Source organism: Halobacterium sp. DL1 (genome assembly GCA_000230955.3).
In the GTDB taxonomy this organism is placed as follows: Archaea; Halobacteriota; Halobacteria; order Halobacteriales; family Halobacteriaceae; genus Halobacterium.
Window position 1 is genome coordinate 540037 of sequence record CP007060.1, and the last position, 13062, is coordinate 553098.

Here is a 13062-nt window from a genome sequence, read left to right on the forward strand (position 1 = left end):
TTTCTCCGTGAATCCGGCTTTGTTCGGTCGTGAGTTACGCTCGTATCCATCGACTTCGATCCAGACATCAGATTCGGGGAGATGGAAGTCTGCAATCCAGGGGGTATTCTCGATTTCGGGGTGTGCCTGGTACTCAAGTCCGACGTTAGTTAGGAGGGTTGCAACGTCGAATTCGGGCTTGCTTTCGAGGATTGCGCCATTAGGGCCTTCACAGCGGGTGCCGTGTTTTTCGCCGGGGGTGATGCCGGCTTCGTTGCAGGCGTTTCGCCAGGAGCCGAAGTATTCTTTGACGACGCTTGTGGGGTATGTTCCGTGGTCGTCGTATTGGCGGTGCGTGAGATATGGTGTTTCGACGCATTCGAGAACCTGGTTGAGGTCAGCACGAATCTTTGGGGCTTCTTCATCGTCGTATTCTCGTACTTGGGTTGGTTTGAGACCAGCATCCTCGAGAAGGCCCAGCCAGCCGTTATCCGCAATCCGATAGATTGTCGCGATACCAGGGAACCGGTCATCAGCAATAGCTTCTCGTGTGGTTGGTGAGCGGCCGAGTTCGTCTCCGAGTTCTCGTGCTGCTTCGACTAGTCCTTGGTAGGTGTATTTCGAGTGCGAGATTCGGTTGTTGGTCATTATTCTAGTTCTGGCGTGGCTCACTCGTGGTGTGGTGAGCGCGCCGCCAGGCCATCCTGGGCGCGATAAAACTCGGGCGGAATCAATTAGGGAAACAAGCAGGAGTCTGGAGAGGTTACTCGGAGTTCTCAGAGATGGAAAGTATCTAGAAAGGTCGCTGGTAGAAGGGAGAGGGTGGCCGTGCTCGTGGGTGTGGTTTGGGTTGGTTAGAGGTGTTGGAGACGAATACGAGTGCGTTTAGTCCGGAGGATGGAATCGCATTGAGAATGGTTTTCGGAGGTTACTCCTCGGCGTATGTTTCGAGTGGATGTCGGTCTAGACCAACGATGTCGTAGTCTTTCTCGCTCGATAGTACGGTTCCATCTCCGGTTGCGGCCATGCCGGCGTGGAGTGCGTCGAACGGTGTCATCTGGTACTCCTCAAGGAAGGTTGCCGCGGCGAGCACTGCCTCCTCGTGTTCAGCTGGCTGGATTGGGACTACTTCGAGAAGGTTGGCGATCGCTCGTGGAGCATCGATCTCGTACTCGGATTGCTCTCGGTCATAGAATAGTACCAGTACCTCTGCGTATGCCAGGATGGAGGTATAAATATCGTCTCGGTCCTCAAGTGCGCGGATTGCAGACTCACGTAGCCAGTCCTCGTCTTTGAGGAGTGCGGTGAGAAAATCCGTCTCTACGTACACGGGTTAGTCCTCGCGCTCTTCTGCCCGTTCGCTAGTTTCTTCGCGTACCTCCTGGTCGATTTGCTTGCGGGCATCAGTTTTCAGTTGCTCAGCGTCCTGTCCTTCGAAGGCGTCGCCAACGGCTGCACGGATTCCATCGAGGGGGTGATCGTCGACGGGGAATAATGCGACGTGACTAGGGAGTTCGACAATTCTGTATTTGTCCCCGAAGCGTTCGCGGACATCCTTGGGGAGGTAAATCCGGCCGCGTTCGTCAGTGGATTTCGACATTCTACCCCCAGATTAGTACGGGAAGAATATAAAGAATTCCCGTAGAGCACCGAATATTCCCACACCGGCGTATTCTGGCCGTTCGAAGGGAGATACAGGACCTCACGGAGGATTTCACTATCACTAGGCGCTCCAGATTTCTCGATAGTCTGCCACACCCAGAACAGTCAAGAATCCCCCGTTGGGCTAGTCAGGGGATCACTCTAAGTACTCCCCAAGGGAGTCTCAGTACCTCACAAAGCATCCTCGGCTAGCTGTTTCTGCGGCCTGAGTTCTGTGTCGAAGCGGTTGTACTGACGGTCTCGACGAGAGAATTACGGACGGATCGACGGAGAGCTGTCGCTGTCGGCGGCGGTCAGCCGCCGACGCGACAGCGTCGCCACTCACTCCGCTGGCTTGCTCGGTCGGTGGTTAGCGGTGGAATCGGTCGTCAGGTGGCCGATTCGCGGGGACGGCCCGACGCACCGCGAGGGCCGTCCACGCAGCTCGTCGAATCATATTGACGAACTCCTTGTACGGCCACCACCAGAGGCGACGCCCGCCTCGGCGGGGCGTCGCCACATACTCGTAGTGAAGGTACCGCCAGACGTTCTGTAAGAGGAGACTCACCACCACGTACAGCAGCCGTACCGTTGGATCTCGTGTTGTCGTTGTCGCTATCGCTTGCTCAAACAAGCGATAGCTTGACTCGATACCGAAGCGTTTCGAGTAGTGGTATCGAGCGTCCCGTGGTGAGTCGATGAACGGCGCGTCAGCGGCGTAGCCGTGACGCGCCACACCGTTCTCGTCATACTTCCCATTTAGGTACGTACAGTCGATGTAGACGGGAAAATCGACGGTCCAGCTGTGACCGTCGAGTTTCCCCGTCAGATCATGCTGAATGACGCGACTCCATCCTTCCGAGAGCTCTTGCTGAATCGCCTCACCCCACCGGATGATCGGGATCACGTACGCGTAATTGTGCGCCTGAAGCAGCGTGAGACACTTACTGTCGTAGAATCCGCGATCAAGGTAGACGGCCTTGACCCCGGCGTCAAGGCCGTCGAGGACACCGAAGAACTCAGCGAGGACACTACTTGCGGTATCGCCGTCTTTGAGACGGCGTACCGCCAGCGTGTAGCGTTTGTTCTTCACACGCGCGTAGAGTGTGGCATAGGCGTGGAACGCAGTGGTTCCACGCTTCGCTACCGAGTGATAGAGGCCGTCTGTGTCGTCTTCGTCACCGTAGTAGGGCCGCAGGTGGAGGTCTGCGCAGACCTCCACCTGTTCGGGGAGCAATTCATCGAGATCCTTTCGCAGGAGCGTGTTAGCGACTCGTTCGAGCCGTTCCGGCTCGAACTTCGTCCGAAGATGGTAGAGGACCGTGTTCCCAGCGGGTGAGTTCTGGCTCGACGCACAGAGCGTAGAGACAGAGGTCCCGTCGGCGCAAGCGCCGACGAGGACCTCATAGATGTCTTCAGCAGTGATTTCAGCGTTATTGGCTAACGAGAGCGAAACTTCCTCGTCAAGGCGGTTGACGAGAAAGTTAAGAAGCTGGTCCTCGTGGATCTCACCGTCTGCTTGTTTGGTTTTAGACACACCTTCAGCAAGCAGACGTTCTAACTAAGCGGCTTTGTGAAGTACTGAGTCTCACCATCATCGAGAGAGACCTCACCGTCCGACATTTCACTGCTCTGGACGTTCTCCAGTAACTCATCTTGGGTGACGTCGACCGCGCTCTCGGCTGTCTGAACGGCACTACCAAGCATCGTCGGTACCGACCCATCGAACGCCTGCTCGAGAACCGTCTTGTAGTACTGCAGGTCTCGAAGCGCTTCTTTGAGGTTGTCGAGTTCGCTGTTGACCTCGCTGATATTGTGCTGCGCAACCGACACGTGGTACTGGGTGTTCTGTGCCTGTTTGTGCTCTCTGGCCTTGTCTTCGAGCGCGTCGACGGCCGTGGGTAGTGATTGGGTTTCGGTCATTACAGGTCCTCCGTCACGGAGAGAATCTTCTGGCGCTTCTGCTCGTAGTCGCTGTATTCACCGAGCTGTTTAATCCGGTGTTCGAGATCCGCACCGGTCGCGTGGTCTTGCTCCTGAAGATCGTCAATCAGCGAGTCGAACGCCTCGTAAATCTCCCAGGCACCCTGCTCGTGCTGGCTTCGTGCAAAGTCATGGAGTCGAGCAACGAGCGTCATACCCGTCGTGTCCTCCATGTTCTGGAACTGCTCGACGTCGTCGCTGAACGCCGATAGCTTCACGTCCTCAGGCGATTCGGTGAGCGTCTCGTAGGCATTCTCGTAACTCGGCTTAATCGGTACGTCCATCGCGCCGGCACATTCGTACAGGGTCTCGAACCACTCGGCCAGGCCGTCGACAGTATGGCTGCTGTCGTACCAGCGCTCCACGGGTTCGAGCGCTTCTTGAATGTGGGATGCGTCTTCCTCGACGGTGAGGCGGTCGAGTTCGGCAGCGTAGTCGGAAATCCGGTCGAGCAGGCTCGACAGCTTCGTGCTCGCCTTGTTGCGTGTCGTGCCGACCTTATATGCGTCCGCGAGGTCGGCGATGTCGATCATCAGCGCTGCGTCGACATGCGCTTGCGGTTCGTCCGCAATATCGCGCCGTGCTTCCGAAAGGCGCTCGTAGTCCACGACGTTCGACTTGAGGAGGAAGAGCCCCTCGATCAGGTCGTCAATGTCGCTGGACGACATCGTCAGGTCGCTGAACGCCTGCCCGAACGCACTATCTCTATCGAAGTGCTCGGATAACGGCTTGCCGTAGGGCTGATTACTGTTGTAATCCTCAAAAATGAGCCCAGGCGGGATTCCGCCATCGTCAATCTCGACGCCACGAGCCGCGTTGATCAGGAAGCATTGGGCCAGTACCAGCGTCTTCTCGATGTTGAGCTCCGACGGGAGACAGTTCTCAATCTCCTCGCGCATCTCATGTTTGAACTGAGCGACGTTCGTGTCAGCCCACGCGCGAAGCTGGTCGAAATCCGTCGTCTGAGGGTCGAACACGTTGAAGAGCCCGTACTCGAGCATGCTGGTGTAGAGATCGGCATGCTTTGATCCCCACTCAAGTTCGATGTCGATACTTGCTTGGCGCTGTTGGTCGCCCTGAATCGAGACGGGGATGCTGTCGCCGCGAGCGTAGTAGATACCTCCCGCAGAACGCGTTGACGCATTGGGATTACTGAGGCGGGTTGGTTCGTGCCAGCGTTCTAGTGTCGCGACCGCACCGTCGTGGAGCGTGTCTGAACTCGGGTATTCTTCTCCGTTCGTCACCCAGTCCTGGAACTCTTGGAACTTTTGTTGGCGCTCCCGCTCTTCCTCCGTGAGTTCCGGTTCGTCAATGACTACGACTTCGTCCTCCTCGTCATCCTCAGTTTCGTCCGCATCAGGCTCCTCTGACTCGCTCTCATCTTCTTCGGTACCCTCGTCGGTTTCCTCTTGTTCGTCGACTCCGTGGTCCGGCGTCGGCGGGTTCTTGATCTTCTCGATTACGGCACTGCCCCTTCCGCGCTCGAAGACCACGTAGTCACCCTTGACCGGTGCGTTGTCGCTATCAGGGAGGTCGATGCCGAAGGTTTCGAGAATACCGGCCTTTACGCCGATTCCGTCGTCGACTGGGACGCCGTACCACCGGCTGACGTCCTGGTAAATCTGATCGTACTCCATGCCAATCTCGAACGTCGGAGTGTCGACGAACGAGTTCGACTTCATCGCCTCGTAGGGCGGCCAGCTCGACTTTAAACAGTGTTTGACAACCCGCAGGAGTAACAACCGCGGCGTCTTCCGGTTACTCCCCTCGTCGTTCAGTTGCCTGTATGCGACGTGAATGAAGCGCTCGTTGAACGGGTAGAGTTCGTCGAACGCTCCCTCGACTTCCTCGGGGGCACCTTCAGCGTCAGTGTTCCGCTTGATCGCGCCAAGATACGACCGGGCGAGAGCGACGGACGCGTCGTCGTCGAGGAAGTACGCCTCCCCGTTCTCATCGGTCATTGTGAGATACCCCTCCGAGCGCCCCTTCATGTACGTCGCAGCGTCCTCACGAGCGAGCGCGTCGTTGATGTTGTCCTGTTCCCATCCGATAGTCCACCCGAGAACGATGTCGAAGCTGCTACTTCCGAGCTCGAAGATGAGGTCTAGGAGTTGCTCCTTCAGGACGCTGAAGGTCGTGAGGTCCTCGCAGATGAGCGTTGGTCGAACGCCTTTCTCCTGATATCGCTGCGAATAGTCTTGGAGCAGTTCTTTGAAGTCGCCGACGAGGTTTCGAGAGAGATACTCGTGAGCTTCGTTCTTGAGGACCGAGTAGAACACGTCCTTGTTCTCGGTGAGCTTATTCCCGAAGCTCAACTGTAACCGAAGGTCCCGGTAGTCCGTCCGGGTCAAGAGGTTGAAATCCGGGTTTTCGTCGCGAGATTCCAGAGCCTCCTGGTACTCCCGGATGTTCTTCGCGAAGATTTCGCGAAGGTCACTCTTGTCTCCTCGGGCCTTCGTCAATTCCCGAATTTCTTCGTCCCTGAGGTGTTCAGTTGACCAGATGCCGCGAAGGTATTCAACAATGGCAGCCGCTGCGTCGTCGGGGTTGAGGTCGTCGATGTTGCGGACGTCGGTGTCAACATCCAGGGGCTCATTCAGGATGTCGAGGATCTGGTCCATGCGGGTCTGGCTGCGTGACACGTGGAGTGCCACGCGGTTCTCAATTCCCCCGTCGTCGTCTCCGTAGCCGTTAATCTGGTACTTGGTCCACTCACAGAGTTGCGACTTGCCAGATCCCGGTTCGCCACGCAGGATAAAGATGCGATTCGGGTCGTCGAGGCTTGACGCCGTAATGGCATTGAGTACGTCTTCTTGGGTAACGAACTCACCAGATACGCCGAGCGGCGTCAGGTTGTCCGCGTAAATCCGGTCGATATCGACGTGTGTCTCCCTGAACTGTTCTGGCGTCTTCTTCTTCGTGTGCGCCTCTGACGTGATGAAGTGGTCGACTTGTTGGTCGTCCCAGTAACTGGGCATCTCGTTGCCTGCCGTGGATTTCGGAGTCTGTTGGCTCATTAGTGGGCTAGGAACTGGTCCAGGGGGTACTGGTAAGCTGTCTCGCTCGGTTTGGAGTGAACTGACACGTACGTCACGTCCTGGCGATTGCCGCGGCTGTCGTCATTGAGGTTTTCGGGTGGAAGCTTCACTTCGTTTTGTGAATCCCCCGGTGCTGAGAGGTCGACGATGCCATCTTCGGCCAGGTTCCGAAGCACGTCGGCGATAGCGGGATGGATCTTAGGGGTTCCCGTTCTGGCCTCGAACACCGTGAACAGGTTGTCGTTAATCCAGTTGAGCATCTGCTGAGCCTCACCGTCGTCTACGGTGAGGTCGTCGTAGTCGGGATCATCACTCGAACTGGTTGGCGCGAGCGCAAGCGCATCGTACATTAATGCGCGACAGGGGCTCAAGACAAGGCCGTCCCCGGTTTCGGTGACGAGACCCAACTGCTCGGTCAACGTCACCCACATATCGATTTTCTCGTCGGTCCAGGAGAAGTCGTAGTCAGTCTCCCGCTTCAGAATCGTCCGAAGGTTGTCTCGGTCAGCATCTACTGTCCTACTGCCCTCGCTCAAGAGTGCCCGGTGGATGTCCGCGAAATGACTTTGACGACCCTCTTGTTGGTTGCAGTGATACAGTAAGCGCGCCTCGAAGGGTAATCCCTCGAAGTGACGTTCGTTGATTCGATCAACCGTGTCCAGGACATCTCCCGTTGGACTCTCCACGAAATCGACTGCATTCAGGAAGCGCAGCGAGTCCTCGACGTGGTTAGTTTTTAGACCGCTGCCGGACGGACGACCGAACTTACTTGTGACCTCTGACGCGCTCGTTGTCCCCTGAAGCGAAGCGTAGATGTGTTTGAGTTCCGGTGCTCGAACCGAGATGAACCCGGTAAGTAGCTTGTCCGGCTTGTGAGTTGCCGGTGTGTATGTTGTGCTCATGCGTCCTTTTGGTGGCGGTAGCGGTAGTTGTCGAGCCGGTCCTCTTCGAAATCCACTAGCTCGAGCATGTCGAGCATGCTGTTGGCGACCTTCTGAGTCGGCCCGTGCTCGGTCCAAGACCGAAGTGCTTCGCGGATGCGTTCAGAGTAATCCTCGAGAACTTGATCGACGTCCTCGCGGATGAGATAGTAGAGGGGGTCCCATGCGGGACTGTCCGCGGGGATGCGGGTGTAATCGAATAGGTCTGGGATGGAACCAGCCTCTATATCGGCGCGCTTGTGATGCGCTGAGACCTGATGGAAGTACAGGTTCTGTGTCGTCGACAGGGGGAGTGCGGAGTCGAGGTTGTATTGGAGATGCCGTTTCAGTAACCCCTTGTAATCCGCGACCGAGCATTCGAACTCGTCGATGAACGACTTACCGGGCTTTTTGGTGAGGCGCGGCATCTTTGGGGTACTCGTATCGGTAACAAGTACGTACGTCGCGTTGGTCGGCCGCGCTCGCAGTAGCCGCCGAACGACATCTTGCTCATCGTAGGTGCTGTCCTCGTCCTGTAGTTCACCAGTCAGCATTTCTTGGCTGACGTAGTGAACCAGTGGGAATTCGACATTCTCGATACCGTTCTCTCGTAGCGTTTCGTTTGCCACAAGGTCGTATTCGACTAGCCGCAGCCCGTTATCGTAGATGCCAGGGTGGGCCACGTGCCGGAGTTCGAACTGCGCGAGGAATGGCAGTGATCTAAGTTGTGCGCGGGCCTGCGAACCGGTCTTCGCTAGTTGCGGGTCTCGGATGACGAGAAACGAGTCCCGTGTTCCCATGAAATTCGTGAGTGCCCGCGTCTTCGAGTCGGGTGAGTCTGTCATTCTACTGGGGTGCTTAGGTTGTTCATAGCGTTCATATCGGATGGTTGACTCCGATCTTCCGTGTCCGTTTCTCACCGCCATAGATGCGGGATAACGGTCTACTATGGCCTGTTCACGTGGTTTGATTCTATGAGTATATCACACCCCGACAACATAAAAGTGTTGGATAGATTATGATTCTGGAGGTGTCGCTCTTCGTGCCGGTTAGTGGCCACCACCGGCGCGAAGTGTGCGAACGGCCACAAGTCTCTAGCCAGACATCATATAATTATCGCCGATGCAACAGTTCACCGTCGTTTGCATTAATCTGGGACGTTCGGAGGGTCTATCCGGGAAGTGCTGAGTCAGACGCCTCTGAACAGCGGTTTCCATCCCAATACCGCGACGACTGTTGCACTATCCCGGAACAGTGACGGGGCTTTGGGTTGATATCAGTTGCATGAGGACGTACCTCGCACCACTAGGGTTCGACAGTCGGCGTGTTGTTCGACCAGTATTGAGTGAAGGATTAGATGAATCGGATTGCGTTGTCCTCCTCCAACCCGCGAATAGTTCTGACCAGAGCGAGGACGCGTTCGAGGAAGTGGAAGAAGTTCTGACGCAGGTTGTCCCGGACCTCAAGTTGAAGTCAGAGCATCTCCCGTATACCGATTTTGTCGAAACAACACTTCTCTGCGCAGACCTCATGCAAGCAGCGGAAGGTGAAACCATAGTCGTCCTCGGTGGTGGTGCGCGCGAGATCCTTCTTCCGTTGACGGTTGCTACGTTCTCGAACGAGAGCTACATTAATACCGTTCTTCAAGTCGGTGATATTGACAGTAGCGTGCGCCGGATTCCACGTTTGAACCTTCGAGGGAATGTCTCCGATGCCGAAGCAGCGTTACTTACTGATCTAAGTGACCTAGACACTCCGTTGTCTATCAGCGACATTGCTACCGCCCTCGAGAAATCGAAAAGCACCATTGCTCGCCACGTCGATAGCCTAGAATCAGAGGGGCTTATCAAGACCGCTAAACAGGGCCGAACGAAGACCGTAAAACCGACCGACAGCGGGCGAATTTTCCTAAGTAGTATCGAATCAGAGCATCGGCTACATCAGGAGTGACTACACATCCTCGAGACTGTGTTAGATGCTATTGTTATCCCCGTCTGCTCTACTGAATCCGGAAGATCTGGGAGGATAGCGTCGCTCTGAAGTTGAGAGCGAAGCGGAGAGGGGAGATGTGCGAAAACTCCTCTCCAGTTTCGTTAAGCAAGCGGCGTCATTTGCTCAAAGAGCTGTGCTGTCCGCTCCACGGCGGTAGTGGGCGAGAGTGTCCCCCATTATTCTCACTATTGCTTGCTAAGCCCCACGGTGCTTGCCGCCGTACTATGGGAATTCGGGCAGCAGAGGCGCATTGTGGCGGTTGTGCGCTAGCCACTCCCAGCTTATTGGCCTGTTCGAATCGTTACAAACACGTAGTATGCATCTGGTAATTGCAGCGTTTCGTGGTGCACTCGTAGAGTTTGAACGTTCCCGGTTGGTCTCGGCATACTCGTGAATCCTAGCCTTGGCCTCGAAATAGTACTGTCTGGGGCGTCGACGTCTTATCAAGAGACGTGGGGGGTTCGTGGCAGCTCTCAGCAGCAAAAGACGGTGGGGATGGATACTGGTTGATGGTTAAGAAAACCAAGGACCTGACTAGCGTTCCTTCAGAAAACGAGGAAGACAGACACCGACGATGGGAGAAACACTGCAATAGCGTATTTCGTGAGTGAAGCGAGTGAGTAGCAACTAGACGGCATTTGGGTTCAACAACTCTCAGGGTCACTTCCGAGGTCAGTCGAGTAGACAGATTTGCGTGGTTGGATTGACCTCGGTGCTGGCTTCTTGCAGGGCCGAAGTAGACATGGATATTAGCTAGTGGGGCTTTCGGCGAACAGCGGGTGGAACGTCTCTGCGAGGGTGAGCAGTTCCTCGGCGATAGCTACGGGGTACGATTCATGTGTCGAATTCTGTTCGGCTTCATCGTGCAAGATATCCGTGACTGCGATACTTTTCGTCCGATGGAGTTTCGCATCGTACCTCGAGAGCGAACCCAGGTTCTGAGAAACGACGGATTTGATTCGCTCCCGTTCTTCCTTGCTCAACTCTTCTGTGTCCGCAATTTGCAGTCTAATTTCGGTTCGGCCGTCTTCGCCTGCGTCTGCGATATACACGTCGTATTGAACAGCATCCGGGTGCTGCGGGTGGTCTGAGCGAAAGCCCACTCGCTTTTTGTAACTCACTGACTGGTAGAATTCGGGGATCTCAGTCTCGCTTCGGAAGTGGTCTGCGACAGTCCGTAACACGTTGGACGCATCAGTCGTGACCGATTTCTCCTCTGTCGACTCGATCACTGCTTGGAAGAACTCTGCACTGTCGTGCGTGAGGTCGTCGAGGATTTCGAGGACTGCCTCGTAGCGGATGACCGAATCGAAGTCGGCTCGATTGTCTGGCGAGATGTAGCGCTCTGGCGCCAGCAGGCAGACGGTAAACGAATCCCAGTCACCTCCATCGACGCGGAACTGACCGCGGTTGAAGTAGCGCTCGACCTGGTTGGGTTGGAGTGAGGCGTCGATTTTGTTCTCTATCAGCACTAAGTGGCGCTCGCCTGTTGCCGTTCGAAACCCGAATTCGATGTCGGACTCACCTTCTCCAGCGTAGTTCGAGTGAATGATTCCTCCAATGTAATCGTCAATCTCGAGATGGGGGGCTGCCTGTGTAACGAACCATTGTCTGAACTCTTCAGAGGTCTCTACCAACTGGACAATTGAGAAGTCTACCTCGGCCTCTCCGGCCTGGGTTGGACTATCCGCTTCAATTTCCATATAGCTGAGTGAATACTCGAATTTCAAACCTTTTCGGGTGAACCTTTGCAAGGGGACATTTGACTTCTCCACACCTCTTGAGCCGGATAACGCGCTTGATTCAACAGGTTGTGATTCCCTGTCTGGATTCATGCGGTGTCGTACTCATCCCGATTGCCCGACACACCGGGGCATGGCTAGTACCTCTATCATATTCGCCATACTAGTTGGCCCACCGTCACGTTATAAGTCGGTTGAGGATTCACTCCTCTGCTATGGGAAGTGACGCAGAAGAGTTCACGGAGAACCTAAAGTCGTTCAAAGAAATCAGTGGCGGTCACGGTGGCCACTACCTGATAATGCAGTTTGAGGACGACAGTGGCCTCGTATTTGAGAAACAATCAAGCGACGGCGACCTCGCAATAGCAGAACTTTCACCGGTATATCGGGGGTTGATGCACTCAATGAGAAGTATCGCAGAAGGCACCGACTTCGAGGTCAATGAGAACAGAAATACTCAGCAAAACCTGCGGAGGTTGATGCAGGAATAGCAACCGTTTTTCTTTTTCTCGGTCCGGTCAGTACGTCTGTGGCGGCTGTTCGAGAATCTCGAAGATCTCGCGGGCACGATATTCCTTGTTTCGGCCGTGTCGGGGGACTTCCTCGAGGATACCTTCGTCGACGAGCTGGTTGATTGCCCGCGATGCAGTCGGTTGCTCGACACCGAATAGCCGTTGGACGGTCTTGCTCGTGACGTAGGGCTGCTCGAAGAGGTTCACTGCGAGCTTGTTCTTGGTGTACGATTTCCCGCCGTACTCCTCCTCGTATTCACGGCGAAGGTCGGCGAGCGCGAGCGTTCTCTCCACGGATTCACGGGCTTGGCGTGCGATTCCCTCGATGAAAAAGGAGAGCCAGGCTTCCCACTCACCGTGGAACCGGATGCCCTCCATCCGCTCGACGTACGTGTTCTTATTGCGGTTGAAGTACTCACTGAGGTAGAGGTTAGGACGTTCGAGGAGGTCGGCATCGTACAACTGGAGTGTGATGAGGAGGCGTCCGAGGCGACCGTTTCCGTCACCATACGGGTGGATGGTTTCGAACTGGTAGTGGAAGAGCGCGATGTCCACGAGAGGGTGGTAGCTGCCGCCAGTCCGATAGTAGGTGAACAGGCCATCCATTAGGTCCTCAACGGCGCCTGGCGCCGGCGGGAGGAAGTCACCCAGGTAGTTCGGTTTCGTCTTGTACGCACCGATTGTGCCTGTGTCGACGCGGTCGTCTGGAACACCAGTGAGCAGGGTTTCGTGGAGGTCGTGGAGTAACTCGACGTTCAACTCCCTGTCGTGGTCGAGAGCGTCGATACCGTCTTTGACTGCAGTTTCGTAGTTGAGGACCTCACGGGTGTCTTTGGTGTCGTCCGTTACAGTGGTCTCGCTCGGTTCGTCCCGGCCTGCGTCGAACGTGCGTGTTTCGAGACTGTACAGCGCATCGTAGTTGACGTCGGCACCCTCAATCTCCGCGGATTCCATGGCTTCCTTGCGGAGTAGCGAGGTGTAGAGGACTGGCGGGAAGTCGAGTTCGAGGCTGACGCCGCTGAGCTTACCGAGCCAGAACGTCGCGTCGGCGAGCGTCTCGTAGAAGTCGTCGTCGAGCGCAAGGGCTTGGGATGGAGGGAGTGGCTCTGGCTTGTAGTATGACTCCCGGCCGTATGAGACGAGGTCGCCGGGAGACTCAGCATCCAACTCGGCTTGCTGCATCTATACGTGACCGATAGAACCCGGGAACCATGAATCTATGGTTGATGAATGCATGGGAATGCCCCTAAATCTG

The 13062-nt window shown here is 55.7% G+C and carries 13 protein-coding genes; 4 read left to right on the forward strand and 9 right to left on the reverse strand.

Features of this window, described 5'->3' with window-relative positions; genetic code table 11:
* Positions 1-312: 312 nt before the first annotated feature.
* Positions 313-540 (forward strand): hypothetical protein, encoded by a 228-nt coding sequence (locus tag HALDL1_04240; GenBank protein AHG05147.1) that lies wholly within the window; start codon positions 313-315, stop codon positions 538-540.
* 367 nt (positions 541-907) lie between these two features.
* Here the strand turns inward: HALDL1_04240 and HALDL1_04245 are convergent, their stop codons facing one another.
* From HALDL1_04245 to HALDL1_04275, 7 genes are all read right to left on the reverse strand, one after another.
* Positions 908-1309 carry a twitching motility protein PilT gene (locus HALDL1_04245; protein ID AHG02902.1) on the reverse strand — a complete coding sequence of 134 codons (402 nt, stop codon included), beginning with the start codon at positions 1307-1309 and terminating at the stop codon, positions 908-910.
* Positions 1310-1312: 3 nt separating this feature from the next.
* Positions 1313-1579 (reverse strand): hypothetical protein, encoded by a 267-nt coding sequence (locus HALDL1_04250; GenBank protein ID AHG02903.1) that lies wholly within the window; start codon positions 1577-1579, stop codon positions 1313-1315.
* A gap of 411 nt (positions 1580-1990) precedes the next feature.
* The gene (locus HALDL1_04255; GenBank protein ID AHG02904.1) at positions 1991-3157 is read right to left on the reverse strand and encodes a transposase ISH3; all 1167 of its coding nucleotides are present in this window, start codon (positions 3155-3157) and stop codon (positions 1991-1993) included.
* A 20-nt stretch (positions 3158-3177) separates the two neighbouring features.
* Positions 3178-3543 carry a hypothetical protein gene (locus HALDL1_04260; protein ID AHG05148.1) on the reverse strand — a complete coding sequence of 122 codons (366 nt, stop codon included), beginning with the start codon at positions 3541-3543 and terminating at the stop codon, positions 3178-3180.
* Positions 3543-6620: a hypothetical protein gene (locus HALDL1_04265; protein AHG05149.1), complete on the reverse strand. Its 3078-nt coding sequence runs from the start codon at positions 6618-6620 to the stop codon at positions 3543-3545. Before HALDL1_04265 ends, HALDL1_04260 begins: the two co-directional genes overlap by 1 nt.
* Positions 6620-7543 (reverse strand): hypothetical protein, encoded by a 924-nt coding sequence (locus tag HALDL1_04270; GenBank protein AHG05150.1) that lies wholly within the window; start codon positions 7541-7543, stop codon positions 6620-6622. Before HALDL1_04270 ends, HALDL1_04265 begins: the two co-directional genes overlap by 1 nt.
* Positions 7540-8406 carry a hypothetical protein gene (locus HALDL1_04275; GenBank protein AHG05151.1) on the reverse strand — a complete coding sequence of 289 codons (867 nt, stop codon included), beginning with the start codon at positions 8404-8406 and terminating at the stop codon, positions 7540-7542. Before HALDL1_04275 ends, HALDL1_04270 begins: the two co-directional genes overlap by 4 nt.
* Before the next feature lie 583 nt (positions 8407-8989).
* Between HALDL1_04275 and HALDL1_04280 the strand changes: the two genes are divergently transcribed.
* Positions 8990-9511 carry a MarR family transcriptional regulator gene (locus HALDL1_04280; protein AHG02905.1) on the forward strand — a complete coding sequence of 174 codons (522 nt, stop codon included), beginning with the start codon at positions 8990-8992 and terminating at the stop codon, positions 9509-9511.
* Between the two features lie 791 nt (positions 9512-10302).
* Here the strand turns inward: HALDL1_04280 and HALDL1_04285 are convergent.
* Entirely contained in the window at positions 10303-11256 is a 954-nt protein-coding gene (locus tag HALDL1_04285; GenBank protein ID AHG05152.1) for a hypothetical protein, read from the reverse strand.
* 37 nt (positions 11257-11293) lie between these two features.
* Between HALDL1_04285 and HALDL1_04290 the strand changes: the two genes are divergently transcribed.
* Both HALDL1_04290 and HALDL1_04295 read left to right on the forward strand, forming a co-directional pair.
* Positions 11294-11521: a hypothetical protein gene (locus HALDL1_04290; GenBank protein ID AHG02906.1), complete on the forward strand. Its 228-nt coding sequence runs from the start codon at positions 11294-11296 to the stop codon at positions 11519-11521.
* Positions 11511-11786: a hypothetical protein gene (locus HALDL1_04295; GenBank protein ID AHG05153.1), complete on the forward strand. Its 276-nt coding sequence runs from the start codon at positions 11511-11513 to the stop codon at positions 11784-11786. Before HALDL1_04290 ends, HALDL1_04295 begins: the two co-directional genes overlap by 11 nt.
* Positions 11787-11813: 27 nt before the next feature.
* Here HALDL1_04295 and HALDL1_04300 read toward each other — a convergent pair whose 3' ends face one another.
* Positions 11814-12989, reverse strand: a complete 1176-nt coding sequence (locus HALDL1_04300; GenBank protein AHG02907.1) for a filamentation induced by cAMP protein fic — start codon at positions 12987-12989, stop codon at positions 11814-11816.
* Positions 12990-13062 lie beyond the last annotated feature (73 nt).